At 69.7% G+C, this 14600-nt stretch carries 14 protein-coding genes; 7 read left to right on the top strand and 7 right to left on the bottom strand.

The annotated features are described in order from the left end of the window. The first annotated feature begins 8 nt into the window (after nt 1-8). Nucleotides 9-695, top strand: a complete 687-nt coding sequence (locus F8O04_RS11950) for a TetR/AcrR family transcriptional regulator (RefSeq protein ID WP_158029587.1) — start codon at nt 9-11, stop codon at nt 693-695. Here the strand turns inward: F8O04_RS11950 and F8O04_RS11945 are convergent. Both F8O04_RS11945 and F8O04_RS11940 read right to left on the bottom strand, forming a co-directional pair. Further along, complete coding sequence (locus tag F8O04_RS11945; RefSeq protein ID WP_158029586.1) at nt 662-1231, bottom strand: hypothetical protein; 570 nt, start codon at nt 1229-1231, stop codon at nt 662-664. The two genes, F8O04_RS11950 and F8O04_RS11945, sit on opposite strands and share 34 nt — an antisense overlap. Then, on the bottom strand, nt 1228-2271 hold the full coding sequence (locus F8O04_RS11940; RefSeq protein WP_158029585.1) for an AraC-like ligand-binding domain-containing protein: 1044 nt from the start codon (nt 2269-2271) through the stop codon (nt 1228-1230). The genes F8O04_RS11945 and F8O04_RS11940 overlap by 4 nt, the downstream gene beginning before the upstream one ends. Before the next feature lie 186 nt (nt 2272-2457). Between F8O04_RS11940 and F8O04_RS11935 the strand changes: the two genes are divergently transcribed. Then, complete coding sequence (locus F8O04_RS11935; RefSeq protein WP_188726428.1) at nt 2458-3042, top strand: TetR/AcrR family transcriptional regulator; 585 nt, start codon at nt 2458-2460, stop codon at nt 3040-3042. 15 nt (nt 3043-3057) lie between these two features. Here the strand turns inward: F8O04_RS11935 and F8O04_RS11930 are convergent, their stop codons facing one another. The 5 genes from F8O04_RS11930 to F8O04_RS11910 form a co-directional block, all read right to left on the bottom strand. Continuing rightward, on the bottom strand, nt 3058-4527 hold the full coding sequence (locus F8O04_RS11930; RefSeq protein ID WP_158029583.1) for a benzaldehyde dehydrogenase: 1470 nt from the start codon (nt 4525-4527) through the stop codon (nt 3058-3060). Nucleotides 4528-4640: 113 nt separating this feature from the next. Continuing rightward, nucleotides 4641-6188 carry an acyl-CoA synthetase gene (locus tag F8O04_RS11925; RefSeq protein ID WP_158029582.1) on the bottom strand — a complete coding sequence of 516 codons (1548 nt, stop codon included), beginning with the start codon at nt 6186-6188 and terminating at the stop codon, nt 4641-4643. Nucleotides 6189-6241: 53 nt separating this feature from the next. Then, complete coding sequence (locus F8O04_RS11920; RefSeq protein ID WP_158029581.1) at nt 6242-6697, bottom strand: MaoC family dehydratase; 456 nt, start codon at nt 6695-6697, stop codon at nt 6242-6244. A gap of 124 nt (nt 6698-6821) precedes the next feature. Next, nucleotides 6822-7700 carry an amidohydrolase family protein gene (locus F8O04_RS11915; RefSeq protein ID WP_158029580.1) on the bottom strand — a complete coding sequence of 293 codons (879 nt, stop codon included), beginning with the start codon at nt 7698-7700 and terminating at the stop codon, nt 6822-6824. A 6-nt stretch (nt 7701-7706) separates the two neighbouring features. Beyond that, complete coding sequence (locus F8O04_RS11910) at nt 7707-8684, bottom strand: SDR family NAD(P)-dependent oxidoreductase (protein ID WP_158029579.1); 978 nt, start codon at nt 8682-8684, stop codon at nt 7707-7709. A gap of 150 nt (nt 8685-8834) precedes the next feature. Between F8O04_RS11910 and F8O04_RS11905 the strand changes: the two genes are divergently transcribed. From F8O04_RS11905 to hpaD, 5 genes are all read left to right on the top strand, one after another. Beyond that, nucleotides 8835-9269, top strand: a complete 435-nt coding sequence (locus F8O04_RS11905) for a MarR family winged helix-turn-helix transcriptional regulator (protein WP_158029578.1) — start codon at nt 8835-8837, stop codon at nt 9267-9269. A 165-nt stretch (nt 9270-9434) separates the two neighbouring features. Then, nucleotides 9435-10925 carry a fumarylacetoacetate hydrolase family protein gene (locus F8O04_RS11900; protein WP_158029577.1) on the top strand — a complete coding sequence of 497 codons (1491 nt, stop codon included), beginning with the start codon at nt 9435-9437 and terminating at the stop codon, nt 10923-10925. Then, a complete protein-coding gene (locus F8O04_RS11895) occupies nt 10907-11698 on the top strand; it encodes a GntR family transcriptional regulator (protein WP_158029576.1) in 792 nt (263 codons plus the stop codon). The genes F8O04_RS11900 and F8O04_RS11895 overlap by 19 nt, the downstream gene beginning before the upstream one ends. Further along, on the top strand, nt 11695-13191 hold the full coding sequence (hpaE, locus tag F8O04_RS11890) for a 5-carboxymethyl-2-hydroxymuconate semialdehyde dehydrogenase (protein WP_158029575.1): 1497 nt from the start codon (nt 11695-11697) through the stop codon (nt 13189-13191). Before F8O04_RS11895 ends, hpaE begins: the two co-directional genes overlap by 4 nt. 130 nt (nt 13192-13321) lie before the next feature. Then, on the top strand, nt 13322-14464 hold the full coding sequence (gene hpaD / locus F8O04_RS11885; protein ID WP_158029574.1) for a 3,4-dihydroxyphenylacetate 2,3-dioxygenase: 1143 nt from the start codon (nt 13322-13324) through the stop codon (nt 14462-14464). The last annotated feature ends 136 nt before the right edge of the window (nt 14465-14600 follow it).

Below are 14600 nucleotides of genomic sequence, written 5' to 3'. Positions count from 1 at the left end.
GCATCCCCATGGACCCGAACGAGCATTCCGCTGCCGATCCGCCAGACGGCGCGTCGGCAGACGGGGCCGAGGGTGGCGAGACGCCCCAGTACTCCCCGGACAGCGAGCTGACGCTTCGCGAGCGACAGCGTCGACGCGCTCGCGCCGACCTCGTGCGCGCGACGACCGAGGTCATCGAGCACCACGGTCTCGATGGCGCCACAATCGAGCGCATCACGCGACGCGCGGGCACATCGCGTGCGACGCTCTACGCCCACTTCCCTGGCGGGCGCACCGAGCTGATCGAGGCGACCTACCGGGCGATCGGGCGCGAGATCATCGCCAACGCCGAGCGCGACGCGGCCATGCACGACGACTGGATCGATCGGGTGTGCGCCTACCAGCGCTCGATGCTGCGCCTCGCGAAGCGACGCTCGCTCAGCGTCTTCTACAACATCGACGGGCCGCACCTGTTCTCGCTCGGGCGTCGCCGCGGCAGCGGCTCGCAGCGCTCGCTCGAAGCCTTCGTCGAGATCCTCACGCGGGCGGAGAACGAGGGCCGGATCGTGACCGGCCTCGATATCCCGGGCCTCGCCGCCCTCCTGGTCGGCGCAATCCGCGAGACGGGCATCGACGCCACCCGATCGCCGGGCAGCACCGACGGTCACACGAGGGCCTTCCGTCAGCTGCTCGAGGCCATCTCCACGCCGGTCTGATGACCGGACCGGCGCCGCAGCAGTGCGGCAGCGGCCAGACCGACCCCGTAGTCGAGCGCCGCGAGCGCGAACATGACCAGGAGGCCGGCGGTGTCGGCGCCGCCGGCGTCCGCCGCCGTGCCGTCAACGAGGCCCGCGCCTGCCGGGGCGGCACCGTGGAGATGGCTTCCGTGGCCATCGGCGATGCAGAGCAGCAGGTGGGCGCTCGCGACGATGGCGCTCGTCACCACGAGCATGCGGAGCACCGAATCGGATGGCCGGCCGAGCACCGAGATCACGCAGGGCACGCAGATCGCCGCGAGCGCGAGCATGCTCAGCCCCATGGCGCCACCGAGACCGGCGTCGAAGGCCGCCCACAGGTGCAGGCCCAGCACGGCCGCAGCGGCGAGACCGATGCCGCGCGCGGCGCGCCGGCGGCTCGGTGACAGCGGGGCACCGGACGCGGCCGGGAGAGACGGCGCGACACCGTGCGGCGGCCCGGACGATCTCAACGGCGCGTGGCCGCCCTGGGCGGTTGCACGCTCCCTGAGCGTCATGACGCGCGCCGCCGAATCGCCGACGGCGGCACGCCGAAGCGGGCGCGGAACACTCGACTGAAGTGCGATGCGCACGAGAACCCGTTCGCCTCGGCGATCTCGACCATGCTTCCGCCGAGCGCGGCGGGCAGGAGCAGTTGCTCATAACTGCGCTCAAGACGGCGGTTGCGGATGCAGCTCGAAACGGTCATGCCGTGGGCGCTGAACAGCGCGTGCAGGTGCCGCACCGAGATGAAGTGCGCGGCGGCGATTCTGCCGGGTGAGAGCTCGTGGTCGGCGAGGTTGCGATCGATGTAGTCGACGATACGTTGCAGCAACGCGGAGTGCGCTCCCTCGTGCTCGTCGGCGCACGTCTCTTCGATCAGCGTCGACACGAGACCGGCGGCCGTTCGGGCGAACCGCTGCGCAACGACCTCGCGCAGCCCGGCGGCCTGCCCGGCGAGATTCGCGAGGTAGGGCCCGACCACCGCGCCGGGCCCCGTCTCCCCGCGCCACCGGCGGATGAACGCGCGACGGAGCACGTTCGGCGGCACCGCGAGCGCCGCGCGCGGCACGATGATGACCGCCAGGCGCACGCCCTCGTCGCACGCGATCGAGTACGGGCGGTCGCTGTCGTAGAGCGTCATGTCGCCGTCTTCGAGCGCGACGCTCCGGCCGTCCTGGACGAGCAGCACGCGGCCGCGCTCGACCGCCACGAACTCGACGCAGTCGGTCGGGTCGCAGTCGATGAGGGTGGTCGTTCGATGCACGGCGTGTGCACCACCGTCGACCCTGAGGAGGTGCATGTCGCCGAGCGGCCACGAGCCGACAGCGCCCCGGAACAGGTCCGGCCTCGGCGCCTCGACATCGATCGTGACGCCCGCGTCGGCGAGCGCCCGGCAGAAGTCGCGAAACTCGGCCGACGGCACACCGCGCGGACCGGGCGGCCTCGCCGCGACCGGCGTGCGCGTCTCCGCGAGCCGCGCCGCAGGTGCCGCGAATCGTCGCTGTCGCGACGCGCGCACCTCGTCGGGTACGGCAACCGTTGCACGTTGCAGCATGGCGCTCCTCCTCGAGTCGTCGGCGCCGCCACGCGTGTCGGGGGTGATGGCGGCTGAGCCTCGTCGCTCCGTATTGCCGACCAACTATATTGAGCAACTGATCGAACAACAAGGGCGATCTGGATGCCGCGCCGAACCGATGCCCGGATGTCACGACATCGAGACACGCCTGCAACAATCGGGGCCATGCCGAAGATCGTCGACCACGAACAGCGCCGCGCCGACATCATCAGCGGCCTGCTTCGCGTCGTCGCCCGTGATGGCATCGACGCGGCGACCACCCGCGCACTCGCGAAGGAGCTCGGCGTCGCGACCGGCTCGCTCTGGCACTACTTCTCGAACTTCGACACGCTCGTCGCAGAGGCGACGGCGCGGGTCATCGACCTCGTCTCGACGCGGATCGCGGAACGGACGACGAACGTGCGCGGGATGGCCAAGTTCGACGCGATCATGACCGAGCTGCTGCCGCTCGACGACGTGACGCGCAACGAGGCCGTCATCATCGTCAACCTCTGGGGACGCCTCAGCACGCGCACCGTGTACTTCGAGTGGGTCGGCACCATCGAGACCTGGTGGGAAGACCTGCGTGCGGCCATGTGCGAGGCCGTCGAAGACGGCGAGCTCGTGCCGGAGACCCCCGTTGAGGAACTCGTGCAGGTGTTCGCCGCCATCACGCACGGCCAGCAGGTGGCCCACGCCGCGATCCCCGAGACGCCGCCAGAGGCGCACGAGGCCATCGTGCGCACGGTGCTCGCCCCCTGGCGGGCCTGAGGCGCCGCGCGGGTCCTAGAACGGGTAGGGCGCGATCTCGGGCCGCACCGTCACCCACTGGGTCTCGGTGAACGATTCGATGTTGGCGGCCGCACCGCCGATGCGGGTGCCGTTGCCCGAGTTCTTGGTGCCGCCGAACGGCGCGTTGGCCTCGTCGGACACGGTCTGCTCGTTGATGTGCACCTTGCCCGAGTCGATGCGGTCGGCGAGCTTCATGGCCTCGCCCACATCGCCCAGGATCGACACCGAGAGGCCGTACTCGCTCGCGTTGACGATCTCGACGGCCTCGTCAAGGGTCGAGAACGATCGCACGGGCGCGACCGGTCCGAAGATCTCGTCGCGCCATGCGGGCGTGTCATCGGCGAGCCCCGTGAGCACGGTCGGCTTCATGAACAGTCCCTCGGCCGTCCCGCCGGCTTCGACGCGGGCGCCGGCCTGCGTCGAGCGCTCCACGAGGTCGAGGATGCGGTCGCGCTGCTTCTCGTCGATGATGGGCCCGAGGGCGACCTGGTCGGCCGCCGGGTTGCCGACGGGCAGGTTGCGCGCCTTCTCGGCGAGCTTGGCGACGTAGTCGTCGTGGATCGACTCGTGCACGAGATGACGCCCCGTCGTCATGCAGATCTGCCCCTGGTGCATGAACGACCCGAACGCGGCGGCCGACGCGGCGGCATCGAGGTCTGCACCCGCGAGGACGATCATGGCGTTGTTGCCGCCGAGTTCGAGGTGCACCGGCTTGAGGTGACGGGCGGCGATCTCGCCGATCGCGCGGCCGGCAGCGGTCGATCCCGTGAACGCGACCGTGCGCACCTCCGGCGCCTCGACGATGGCGGTGCCGACGTCGGCGCCGCCGGGCAGCAGGGCGAACAGGCCGCGCGGCAGGCCGGCCTCCTCGAGCACGCGGGCGATCGTCACGCCGCCGGCGACGGTCGTGCGCGGGTCGGGCTTCAGAAGCACGGCGTTGCCGAGCGCGAGCGCGGGCGCGACAGCGCGGATCGAGAGGATGAGGGGGAAGTTGAACGGTGCGATGACGCCGACGACGCCGAGCGGGCGACGTCGGGCGAACGACCAGCGGTCTTCGTTGGTCGCGAGGATCTCGCCCTGCGGATGCGTCGGCAGCGCGGACGCCTCGAAGCACTCATTCGCCGCGATGTGCGTCTCGAGCCCGGCCTTCGGCGGGATCGCGCCGGTCTCGCGGATGATCCACGAGCCGACCTCGTCGGCGTGCTGCTCCCACAGCAGGCCGGCGCGGCGCAGCACGGCGGCGCGCTCCTCCGGCTTCCGGGCTGCCCACTCGCGCTGGGCCGTGGCCGCGACGGTGGCGGCCTCGCGCACATCATCGGAGGTTGCGAGGCCGATGCTGCCGAGCGATTCGCCGGTCGCAGGCTCGACCGTGTCGGCCGCGCCACCGCGACCCGCTCGCCAGCCGTCCAGGTAGATCTTGCCCGCCCACGCCTCAGAGCCGAGCAGGTCAGTGGTGTCGGTCATGGATCAGGTCCTTTCCGCCACGGCAGCGTGGCGATCCGAGGGAAGCTGCGCTCCAAGCTTGGCAGAAGCGGATGCGAGGGGGCCGCGCGATTCCGCGCCGCGAGGAGGGGGCGTCACGAGGGGCGGGAATCCCCGCCGGGCTGCTCGATGAGGTCCCGCACCAGGTCGACCTTGCGAATCTTGCCCGCCGCGTTGCGCGGCATCTCGTCGATGTACACCGTCTCGCGCGGCACCTTGTACTTCGCGACACGGTTGATGAGGTGAGCTTGCACCCTGCCATCCGGCAACGGCTCGCCGGACTTCGTGACGAGCACCGCGAGCGGCACCTCGCCCCACTTGTCGTCGGGCTTGCCGATGAGCGCCACGGCATCGACGTCGGGAATCTCCATGATGATCTGCTCGACCTCGGCCGGGTAGATGTTCTCGCCCCCGGAGATGATCATGTCTTTCGCGCGCCCCGAGACGTAGAGGTAGCCGTCCTCGTCGAGGAAGCCGAGGTCGCCCGAGCGGTGCCACTCGCCGAACCTCGACTCGGCGGTGGCCTCGGGGCGGCGCCAGTACTCCTTGATAACGTTCGGGCCCTTGATCACGATCTCACCGACCGTGCCGGCGGGCACGGGTTTGCCCGCGTCGTCGACGACTCGGACATCGGTGAAGAACATCGCCAGGCCCGATGATCCGTGATGCGTGCGGGCGCTTCGGGGATTGAGCGACGTGGCACCGGGCGAGGTCTCGGTCATGCCGTAGCCCGAGGTGAAGCTGAGCCCGCGGTCCTCGAACGCATCGAGCACGCGAAGGGGCACGCTCGAACCGCCGCACGTGAGCATCCGCAGCGACGACAGATCGGCGGTGCCCCAGTCGGGGTGCTCCGCCAGCATCTGGAACGTCGTCGGCACGCCGCTCAGCGCGGTCACGCCGAGCTCCTCGATGTCGCGGAGCACGGCACCCGGCTCGAACTTGTCGCGCAGGATGACGCGGGCGCCCTTGAGCATCGCGGGCACCGCTCCCATGCCGAGCGACGCCACGTGGAACAGCGGCGCGATGAGCAGCGTCACCGAGTCGCTCGTGATGTCGTAGTCGACGAGCGCGTTGAACGAGTTCCAAGTGAAGTTGCCGTGGGTCAGCACGGCCCCCTTCGGGCGCCCCGTGGTCCCGGAGGTGTAGAGAATCATCGCCGGGTCGTCGAGCGACACGAACTCGTCACGGTGCTCCTCCGACGCCGCCGCGATCGCCTCGTCATACGACTCGACCCCCTCGTAGGCGTCGCCGCCGACGAGCAGGCGCACCCGGATGCGCGACTGCCACGCGCCCGCGCGTGCGAGGTCGCGCATCCGCACGTCGGTCACGAACGTGTCGACGACCGCATCTTCGATCGCGTACTCGATCTCGGGCGGTGCGAGCCGCGTGTTCAGGGGCACGAACACGGCGCCGAGCACGCCGCAGGCGAAGAACGTCTCGAGGAACGCAGGATGGTTGTTGCCCAGGTAGGCAACGCGCGATCCCTTGACGACGCCGCGATCGGCGAGCGCATTGGCGAGCCGGTCGATACGAACCGAAAGCTGGTCGTACGTGATCTCGCGCCCCTCGAACACGACCGCCACGTCGCCACGCGACTTGACTCGACGACGGTGCACCCAGGCACCGAGACCCTGATTCCGCATGCTGTCCGCTCCTTCGGGGACGGTTTCGATCGATGGTTGTGGGGGCCGGTGCCCTACTTGTAAAAGCGCCCGAGGAACTCGGCGACGACTCCGGGGCGCTCTTCGCCCTCGATCTCGATCGTTGCGCTCACGGTGACCTGGTAGCCGCCCTTGACCTCCTCGACCTTGCCGATCGTACCGAGCATGCGCACCTTCGACCCGACCTTCACGGGGCTGGTGAAGCGCACCTTGTTGAGGCCGTAGTTGATCTTCTGCGACGCCCCCTCGACGTCGAACAGGTCGGTGTAGAGCGGGATGATGAGCGAAAGCGTCAGAAAGCCGTGCGCGATCGGCGCGCCGAACGGCCCCGCGGCGGCCTTCTCGACGTCGGTGTGAATCCACTGGTGGTCGTCGGTCGCGTCGGCGAACGTGTTGATGCGCTCCTGCGTGATCTCGATCCATTCGCTGGCGCCGAGGTCCCGGCCCTCAAGGCCCGCCAGTTCGTCGAAGGTGACAACGGTCTTTGCCATGGTGTTCGTCCTTTCGGTTGTGCCGGATGCGGAGGTCGCGCCCGGCGTCGTGCCCGGCGGGGCGCCGGGTCGCGGTGTGAGGTTGTGTCCGTGGCCGCTCGGTGTCGTGCAGCCGCGGGACCGATTAGGTCAGCCCGAGCAGGCGGATCGCGTTGTCGCGCAGGATCTTCGGACGCACGTGGTCTTTCAGCGTGAGCGCTTCGAAGTCGGCGAGCCAGCGCTCGGGCTGGATGAGCGGGAAATCGGTGCCGAAGAGCACCTTGTCCTGCAGGATCGAGTTCGCCTGGCGCACGAGGTCGGCGCCGAAGTACTTGGGGCGCCACCCCGAGAGGTCGATCCAGGCGTTGGGCTTGTGCGTGGCGACGGCGAGCTGCTCGGCCTGCCACGGCACCGACGGGTGCGCCATGATCAGCTGGAGGCCGGGGAAACGTGCCGCGACCTCGTCGAGGAGGATCGGGTTCGAGAGGCCGAGCTTGAAGCCGTAGCCGCCCGGCATGCCAGCGCCGATCCCCGTCTGCCCCGTGTGGAAGAGGGCGGGCACGCCCGCCTCCTCGATCGCCGCCCAGAGGGGGAAGAACTGCTCATCGCTCGGGTCGAACGCCTGCACGGTCGGGTGGAACTTGAAACCGCGCACGCCGTAATCGGCGACGAGCGTCTTCGCGCGCTCGATCGCGCGCTCGCCCTGCAGGGGGTCGACCGACCCGAAGGGGATGAGCACATCGGCGTTGCGCGCCGCGCCCTCGGCGATCTCAAAGGATGAGTTCGGCGCGTGCCCGAGGTTCGTCTCGGCGTCGACCGTGAACACGACGGCGGCCATGCGTCGCTCGCGGTAGAGGTCGGCGATCGCGTCGAGGCCGGGGCGCTCGGTGTCGGCCTTGAAGTACGCACTCGCTGCCTCGGTGACCGCGTGGGGCACCGCGGCGTGACCGCGATCGTCGACCTCGACGTGCACGTGGATGTCGATCGCCTCGATCGCGTCGAGGTCGATCGCGCACTCGTACATGCGGACCTACTGCTTCGGTGTCGGCTGCAGCGCTTCCGGAAGCTCGGCGAACTTCTCGCCGACCGTCTGCAGCGCGTCGCCGAATGCGGCTTCGAAGCCGTCACGCAGGTCTTCGTACGCCCAGCCGCCGTCGTGATAGGCCGTCTCGACCGCCTGCGGGTGGCTCCACAGCTGCAGGCGGTCGCCGCCGACGCCGATCGCCTGCCCCGTGATGTTCGCGGCCGCCTCGCTCGCGAGGAACGCGATGAGGCCGGCGACGTCGTCGGCCGTGCCGAAGCCGAGCTCCTTGCGGAAGAAGTCGGGCATGGGCTCGCCGGCGTCGACCGCGGCGATCGCCTTCTCGAAGTAGGGGATCGTGCGCGTCATGGCCGTCGCGGCGACGGGGATCACCGCGTTCGCCGTGACGCCCGCACGCTTCATCTCGATTGCCCACGTGCGCGTCATGCCGACGATGGCGGCCTTGGCCGCCGCGTAGTTGGTCTGGCCGAAGTTGCCGCGCTGCCCCGTCGGCGAGCCGATCGTGATGATGCGGCCCGCGACGCCGTTCTCCTTGAAGTACGCGAACGCCTCGCGCACGACCGTGAACGTGCCCCGGACGTGCACGTTGATGACGAGGTCGAAGTCCTCGTCGCTCATCTTCAGCAGCGACTTGTCGCGCAGGACGCCCGCATTGGTGACGACGATGTCGAGGCCGCCGAACGTGTCGACCGCCGTGCTCACCAGTTGCTTGGCGGTCTCGGTCGAGCCAACCGGAGCGACGACGGCCGTTGCGCGTCCGCCCTCGCCCTCGATGGCGGCAACGGCCTGCTGGGCGACCTCGCCGTTGACGTCGTTGACGACAACGGCCGCACCGCGGCGCGCGAGCTCGGCGGCGTACGCGAGCCCGAGGCCCTGTCCGCTGCCGGTGACGATGGCGACCTTGCCGTCGAGCGGCCGTTCGGACTGTGCCGGTGCGGTGCCCGTGGGCTGGGGTACGTCGGTCATGTGGCTCCCTTACCTGTGGCGATCGTCGTTCGCGAGGCGTTGCACCTCGTCCTGCTTCGATGAGACCATATACCGTTGAGGGTGTCAATGATTGAGCATATTGTCGTAGCTGGCGTGCGGGTGAACGCCTGCGGACCAAGGGAGTGACGAATGGGCGTTTCGCCACTGCACGACGACCTCGGGTTCCAGCTCGTGCGAGCGACCGCGACGACGAGCAAGCGGATGCGCGCCGTACTCGCCCCATTCGGGCTTCGCACGCGCACGTATTCGGTGCTGGCCCTCGCCGTCGACCCCGGAACGCTCGGGCAGCGGGAGCTCGCCGCGACCCTCATGCTCGACCCGAGCCAGCTTGTCCCCCTCATCGACGAGCTCGAGGGGCTCGGGCTCGTCGAGCGCGTCGTCGATCCTGCCGATCGCCGCGCAAGGCTCATCACCGCCACCGGACCCGGCCGGGAACGCTTCGCCGCGGCCCGGCGGGAGGTTGCCGACGCCGACCCCGCCCGCACCGCTGGCCTCTCCCCCGCCGCCAGGGCGAGACTCGTCGATGCGCTGCGCGTCTTTGGCGACGCCGACACCGAGGCCTGACGCCGGATTTGCCGGGGTCACGCGCGAGCGGTCACCCGGGGCCAAGCGGCGCGTGCGACGATGCCCGCGTGCCCGTCCCGAAGCACCGCCGCGCCCGCAACATCCGCTGACACACCCCTTGCGCGGGCCGCGGGATCATATACGATATGAAATACCCAATCAGCGATGACGCGAGAGGACACCATGGCCGAGACCGTGCCCGCAGATTTCACCGGCGCCGACAAGCCGGGCAAGATCATCGCCCTGCACCTCAACTACCCGTCGCGTATCGCGCAGCGGGGCCGAAGCCCGAAGCATCCGGGCTACTTCCTCAAACCGGCCACCTCGATCGGCGTCTCCGGCGGCGAGATCGAGCGCCCCGCCGGCACCGAGCTGCTCGCCTTCGAGGGCGAAGTGGCCATCATCATCGGCGAGACGTGCCGCCGAGTCAGTCCCGACGAGGGCTGGTCGAAGATCTCGGGTGTCACGGCCGCGAACGACTGGGGTGTGTACGACCTCCGCTACGCCGACAAGGGCTCGAACCTCAAGAACAAGTCGGGCGACGGCTTCACACCCCTTGGCCCCGCCATCATCCCGGCAAGCGCGATCGACCCGGCCGAGCTGCGCGTCCGCACCTGGGTCAACGGCGAGATCGTGCAGGACGACGACACGTCCGGGCTCGTGTTCCCGTTCGGCCAGCTCGTCGCCGACCTCTCGCAGCTCATGACGCTCGAAGCCGGTGACATCATCCTTACGGGCACCCCGGCCGGCTCGTCGGTCGCCGTGCCCGGTGACGTCGTCGAGGTCGAGGTCGACGCACCGAACGCCCCGGGAGCGCCCACGACCGGCCGCCTCGTCACGACCGTCGTCGAGGGAACGGTCCCCCTGCAGCCCTACGGCGCCATGCCGAAGGTCGACGACCTGCAGCGGGCCGAGGCCTGGGGGTCGGAGGAGGCGGCCGGCCTCGCCCCCGAGTCCGGCGTCATCACCGACGAGCTGCGCGCCAAGATCGAGAAGACCGCCGTCGCGACGCTCTCGGCGCAACTGCGCAAGCGGGGTATCCACAACTGCTTCATCGAGGGCGTCACGACCAACAAGCCGGGCAAGCGACTGCTCGGATACGCGCACACGCTGCGCTACATTCCGCTGCGCGAAGACCTCTTCAAAGCCCACGGCGGCGGCTACAACGCGCAGAAGCGCGCAATGGACACCGTGAAGCCCGGCGACGTGGTCGTCATGGAGGCCCGCGGCGAGACGGGAACCGGCACGGTCGGCGACGTGCTCGCCCTGCGCGCACAGGTGCTGGGCGCCGCCGGAATCATCACCGACGGCGGCGTCCGCGACGCGGACGCCGTCGCCGAGCTCGACATCCCCGTCTACTCGGCCGGCAGCCACCCCTCCGTGCTCGGCCGCCGCCACGTGCCGTGGGAGGTCGGCGGCACCGTCGCGTGCGGCGGCACCTCGGTGCAGCCAGGCGACGTGCTCATCGGCGACAACGACGGCATCATCGTCGTTCCGCCGAGCCTGCTCGAAGAGGTCGCGAACGAGGCCTACGAGCAGGAGCAGCAGGACGCCTGGATCTTCGAACAGGTGCGACGCGGCGAGAAGGTCGACGGCCTCTTCCCGCCGAACGCGGAGTGGAAGGCGAAGTACGAGGCATGGAAAGCGTCGCAGTAGGCACCGCGCCCGCCGACGGCGCCCCCGCCGAAGGGGTCTCGAAGGCGCAGCTCGCGTACGCGTTCGTGCGCGAGCGCATCGAGAATGGCACGTACTCGCCCGGCTTCCGGCTCGTCCTCGGCCAGCTCGCGCGCGAGCTGGGCGTCAGCCCCGTTCCGGTGCGCGAGGCGATCCGGATGCTCGAGGCCGAAGGGCTCGTGACCTACGAACGTAATGTCGGTGCGCAGGTCGCCCTGCCCGACCCGGGCCTGTACGCCCACACCATGGACACCCTCGGTGTCGTCGAGGGGTACGCAACCGCGAGCGCCGTGCACACGCTCACGCCGCAGCGCCTCGCCGAGTCCCGCGCCATCAGCGCGCAGCTGCGCAGCACGCTCGACGCATTCGACCCCGTCACGTTCACGCGCCTCAACCAGGCCTTCCACGAGTCGCTCTACCGCGACTGCCCGAATCCGCACATGCTCGATCTCGTCGAGCGGGGCTGGCGGCGACTGCAGGCCATGCGGTCGTCGACCTTCGACTTCGTGCCGGGCAGGGCGGCCGAGTCGGTCGCCGAGCACGAGGCCCTGCTCGACCTCATCGAGCGCGGCGCCGACCTCCCCGAGATCGAGACCGCGGCACGCAACCACCGTCACAACACGATGCGCGCCTACCTCGCGCTGCACCGCGCATCCGCACCGCAGCCGACCGAGACCACCGCCGCGGCCGACGTCGGAACGCCGACCGCGGGAACACCACCATCAACCGAACCACGCGAAGGGAATCACGCATGAGCAACACGCCTCCTCCCGGTGTCCCCACGGACATCAAGCACTACATCAACGGCGAGTTCGTCGATTCGGTCTCGGGTGAGACCTTCGAGGTGCTCAACCCGTCGACCAACGAGGTGTACGCGAAGGCCGCGTCGGGCGACAAGGCCGACATCGACCTCGCCGTCGCCGCCGCGACCGAGGCCTTCGAGCACGGCCCCTGGCCGCGCATGGTCCCCCGGGCCCGCGCGCGCATCCTCAACAAGATCGCCGACGCCGTCGAAGCGCAGGACCAGCACCTCGCCCAGATCGAGGCATGGGACACGGGCCTGCCGATCACGCAGGCCAAGGGTCAGGCGCAGCGCGCCGCCGAGAACTTCCGGTTCTTCGCCGACCTGATCGTCGCCCAGCACGACAACGCCTTCAAGGTGCCCGGGCGCCAGGCGAACTACGTCAACCGCAAGCCGATCGGCGTTGCCGGCCTCATCACGCCGTGGAACACCCCGTTCATGCTCGAATCGTGGAAGCTCGCGCCGTCGATCGCGTCGGGCTGCACGGTCGTGCTCAAGCCGGCCGAATTCACGCCGGCGTCGGCGCAGCTGTGGGCCACGATCTTCGAGGAGGCCGGGCTGCCCAAGGGCGTCTTCAACCTCGTCAACGGCCTCGGCGAGACGGCGGGCGACTCGCTCGTGAAGCACCCCGACGTGCCGCTCATCTCGTTCACGGGCGAGAGCCGCACGGGCCAGATCATCTTCGGCAACTGCGCCGAGCACCTCAAGGGCATGTCGATGGAGCTCGGCGGCAAGTCGCCGGCCGTCGTCTTCGCCGACGCCGACATGGATGCCGCGATCGACTCGACACTCTTCGGCGTGTTCTCGCTGAACGGCGAGCGCTGCACCGCCGGCTCGCGTCTCCTCGTGGAGCGGTCGATCTACGACGAGTTCATCGAGAAGTACGCCGAGCGCGCCCGCAACATCAAGGTCGGCGACGTCTTCGACCCCAAGACCGAGGTCGGCGCGCTCGTGCACCCGGAGCACTACGAGAAGGTCACGAGCTACCTCGAGATCGGCAAGGAGGAGGGCCGGCTCCTCGCCGGAGGCGGCCGCCCCGAGGGAGCCCCCGAGGCCGGAAACTGGGTCGCCCCCACGGTGTTCGCCGACGTCAAGCCCGATGCGCGCATCTTCCAGGAGGAGATCTTCGGCCCCGTCGTGGCGATCACGCCCTTCGACTCGGCCGAGGAGGCGCTCGAGCTCGCCAACAACACGCGCTACGGCCTCGCCGCCTACGTGTGGACCTCGAACCTCCAGCGCGGCCTCAACTTCGCGCAGGACGTCGAGGCCGGCATGGTGTGGCTCAACTCGCACAACGTGCGCGACCTCCGCTCGCCCTTCGGCGGCGTCAAGGCCTCCGGCCTCGGCCACGAGGGCGGCTACCGCTCGATCGACTTCTACACCGACCAGCAGGCCGTGCACATCACCCTCGGCGACGTGCACACCGCCCGCTTCGGCACCAACTAGCCGAACTACGCCGCGGCAACCCGCCGCGGAAGCGGCTCGCGGGGCCGGGGGGCACGTACCCCCGGCCCCGCTCCGCGGGCGACGCCGCCCACTCACTCACCCCATCAGCACCATCAGCAAGGACGCTTTAATGTCTGAACTCAATGAACGCACGCTCACCTCGTCGGGCTTCTACGTGACCCCCGAGGCGCCGATCAAGGCCGCCAACCCGGTCCCAACGCCCGAGGCTCCGGCCCCCGACATCCTGCGCTGCGCCTACATGGACCTCGTCGTCACCGACCTCGCCGCCTCGCGCGAGTTCTACGTCGACATTCTCGGCCTCATCGTGACCGAGGAGAACGAGAACGAGATCTACCTCCGCACGATGGAGGAGTTCATCCACCACAACCTCGTACTCCGCAAGGGCCCCGTCGCGGGCGTCGCCGCGTTCTCGTACCGGGTGCGCAGCCCCGAGGAGCTCGACAAGGCCGTTGCCTTCTACGAGGAGCTCGGGTGCCGTGTCGAACGCCGGGCCGAGGGCTTCACGAAGGGCATCGGCGACTCGGTGCGCGTCGAAGACCCGCTGGGCTTCCCCTACGAGTTCTTCTACGAGGTCGAGCACGTCGAGCGTCTCGCATGGCGGTACGACCTGTACACGCCCGGCGCGCTCGTGCGCCTCGACCACTTCAACCAGGTCACGCCCGACGTGCCGCGCGCCGTGCGCCACTACCAGGACCTGGGCTTCCGCGTGACCGAGGACATCCAGGACGACGAGGGCACCGTCTACGCCGCGTGGATGCGCCGCAAGGCGACCGTGCACGACACGGCCGCGACCGGTGGCGACGGCCCCCGCATGCACCACATCGCGTTCTCAACGCACGAGAAGCACAACATCCTCGCGATCTGCGACAAGCTCGGCGCCATCCGCCGCTCCGACGCGATCGAGCGCGGCCCCGGCCGCCATGGCGTGTCGAATGCGTTCTACCTGTACCTGATCGATCCCGACGGCCACCGCGTCGAGATCTACACGCAGGACTACTACACCGGCGACCCCGACAACCCGGTCGTCACGTGGGACGTGCACGACAACCAGCGCCGCGACTTCTGGGGCAACCCGGTCGTGCCCTCGTGGTACACCGAGGCGTCGCTCGTGCTCGACCTCGACGGCAACCCGCAGCCCGTGCTCGCGCGCACCGAGACCTCGGAGCTCGAGACCACGATCGGCGCCGACGGCTTCTCGTACACCCGCAAGGGCGACGGGCAGCAGGGCTTCAAGGTCGGCAACCAGCTGTAGGGGCACACCGACGCGAGCGCTTCACAACGCACGCAGAACGGGGCCGGATGCTGTGCATCCGGCCCCGTTTGGGGTTGCTGGGGCGTTCGCGCGCGGGCGTTGGCGCTCAGGCGTTCGCGCTCAGGCGTTCGCGCTC

Origin of the sequence: Pseudoclavibacter endophyticus, from assembly GCF_008831085.1 — a bacterium.
GTDB lineage: Bacteria > Actinomycetota > Actinomycetes > Actinomycetales > Microbacteriaceae > Pseudoclavibacter > Pseudoclavibacter endophyticus.
This window is presented reverse-complemented; position numbering and strand designations above follow the sequence as displayed.

What these genes read in the sequence shown, in the direction of transcription:
- F8O04_RS11950 (WP_158029587.1), top strand. Translation starts at nt 9, where the DNA reads ATGGACCCGAACGAGCATTCCGCTGCCGATCCGCCAGACGGCGCGTCG.
- F8O04_RS11945 (WP_158029586.1), bottom strand. Translation starts at nt 1,231, where the DNA reads ATGACGCTCAGGGAGCGTGCAACCGCCCAGGGCGGCCACGCGCCGTTG.
- F8O04_RS11940 (WP_158029585.1), bottom strand. Translation starts at nt 2,271, where the DNA reads ATGCTGCAACGTGCAACGGTTGCCGTACCCGACGAGGTGCGCGCGTCG.
- F8O04_RS11935 (WP_188726428.1), top strand. Translation starts at nt 2,458, where the DNA reads ATGCCGAAGATCGTCGACCACGAACAGCGCCGCGCCGACATCATCAGC.
- F8O04_RS11930 (WP_158029583.1), bottom strand. Translation starts at nt 4,527, where the DNA reads ATGACCGACACCACTGACCTGCTCGGCTCTGAGGCGTGGGCGGGCAAG.
- F8O04_RS11925 (WP_158029582.1), bottom strand. Translation starts at nt 6,188, where the DNA reads ATGCGGAATCAGGGTCTCGGTGCCTGGGTGCACCGTCGTCGAGTCAAG.
- F8O04_RS11920 (WP_158029581.1), bottom strand. Translation starts at nt 6,697, where the DNA reads ATGGCAAAGACCGTTGTCACCTTCGACGAACTGGCGGGCCTTGAGGGC.
- F8O04_RS11915 (WP_158029580.1), bottom strand. Translation starts at nt 7,700, where the DNA reads ATGTACGAGTGCGCGATCGACCTCGACGCGATCGAGGCGATCGACATC.
- F8O04_RS11910 (WP_158029579.1), bottom strand. Translation starts at nt 8,684, where the DNA reads ATGACCGACGTACCCCAGCCCACGGGCACCGCACCGGCACAGTCCGAA.
- F8O04_RS11905 (WP_158029578.1), top strand. Translation starts at nt 8,835, where the DNA reads ATGGGCGTTTCGCCACTGCACGACGACCTCGGGTTCCAGCTCGTGCGA.
- F8O04_RS11900 (WP_158029577.1), top strand. Translation starts at nt 9,435, where the DNA reads ATGACGCGAGAGGACACCATGGCCGAGACCGTGCCCGCAGATTTCACC.
- F8O04_RS11895 (WP_158029576.1), top strand. Translation starts at nt 10,907, where the DNA reads ATGGAAAGCGTCGCAGTAGGCACCGCGCCCGCCGACGGCGCCCCCGCC.
- hpaE (WP_158029575.1), top strand. Translation starts at nt 11,695, where the DNA reads ATGAGCAACACGCCTCCTCCCGGTGTCCCCACGGACATCAAGCACTAC.
- hpaD (WP_158029574.1), top strand. Translation starts at nt 13,322, where the DNA reads ATGTCTGAACTCAATGAACGCACGCTCACCTCGTCGGGCTTCTACGTG.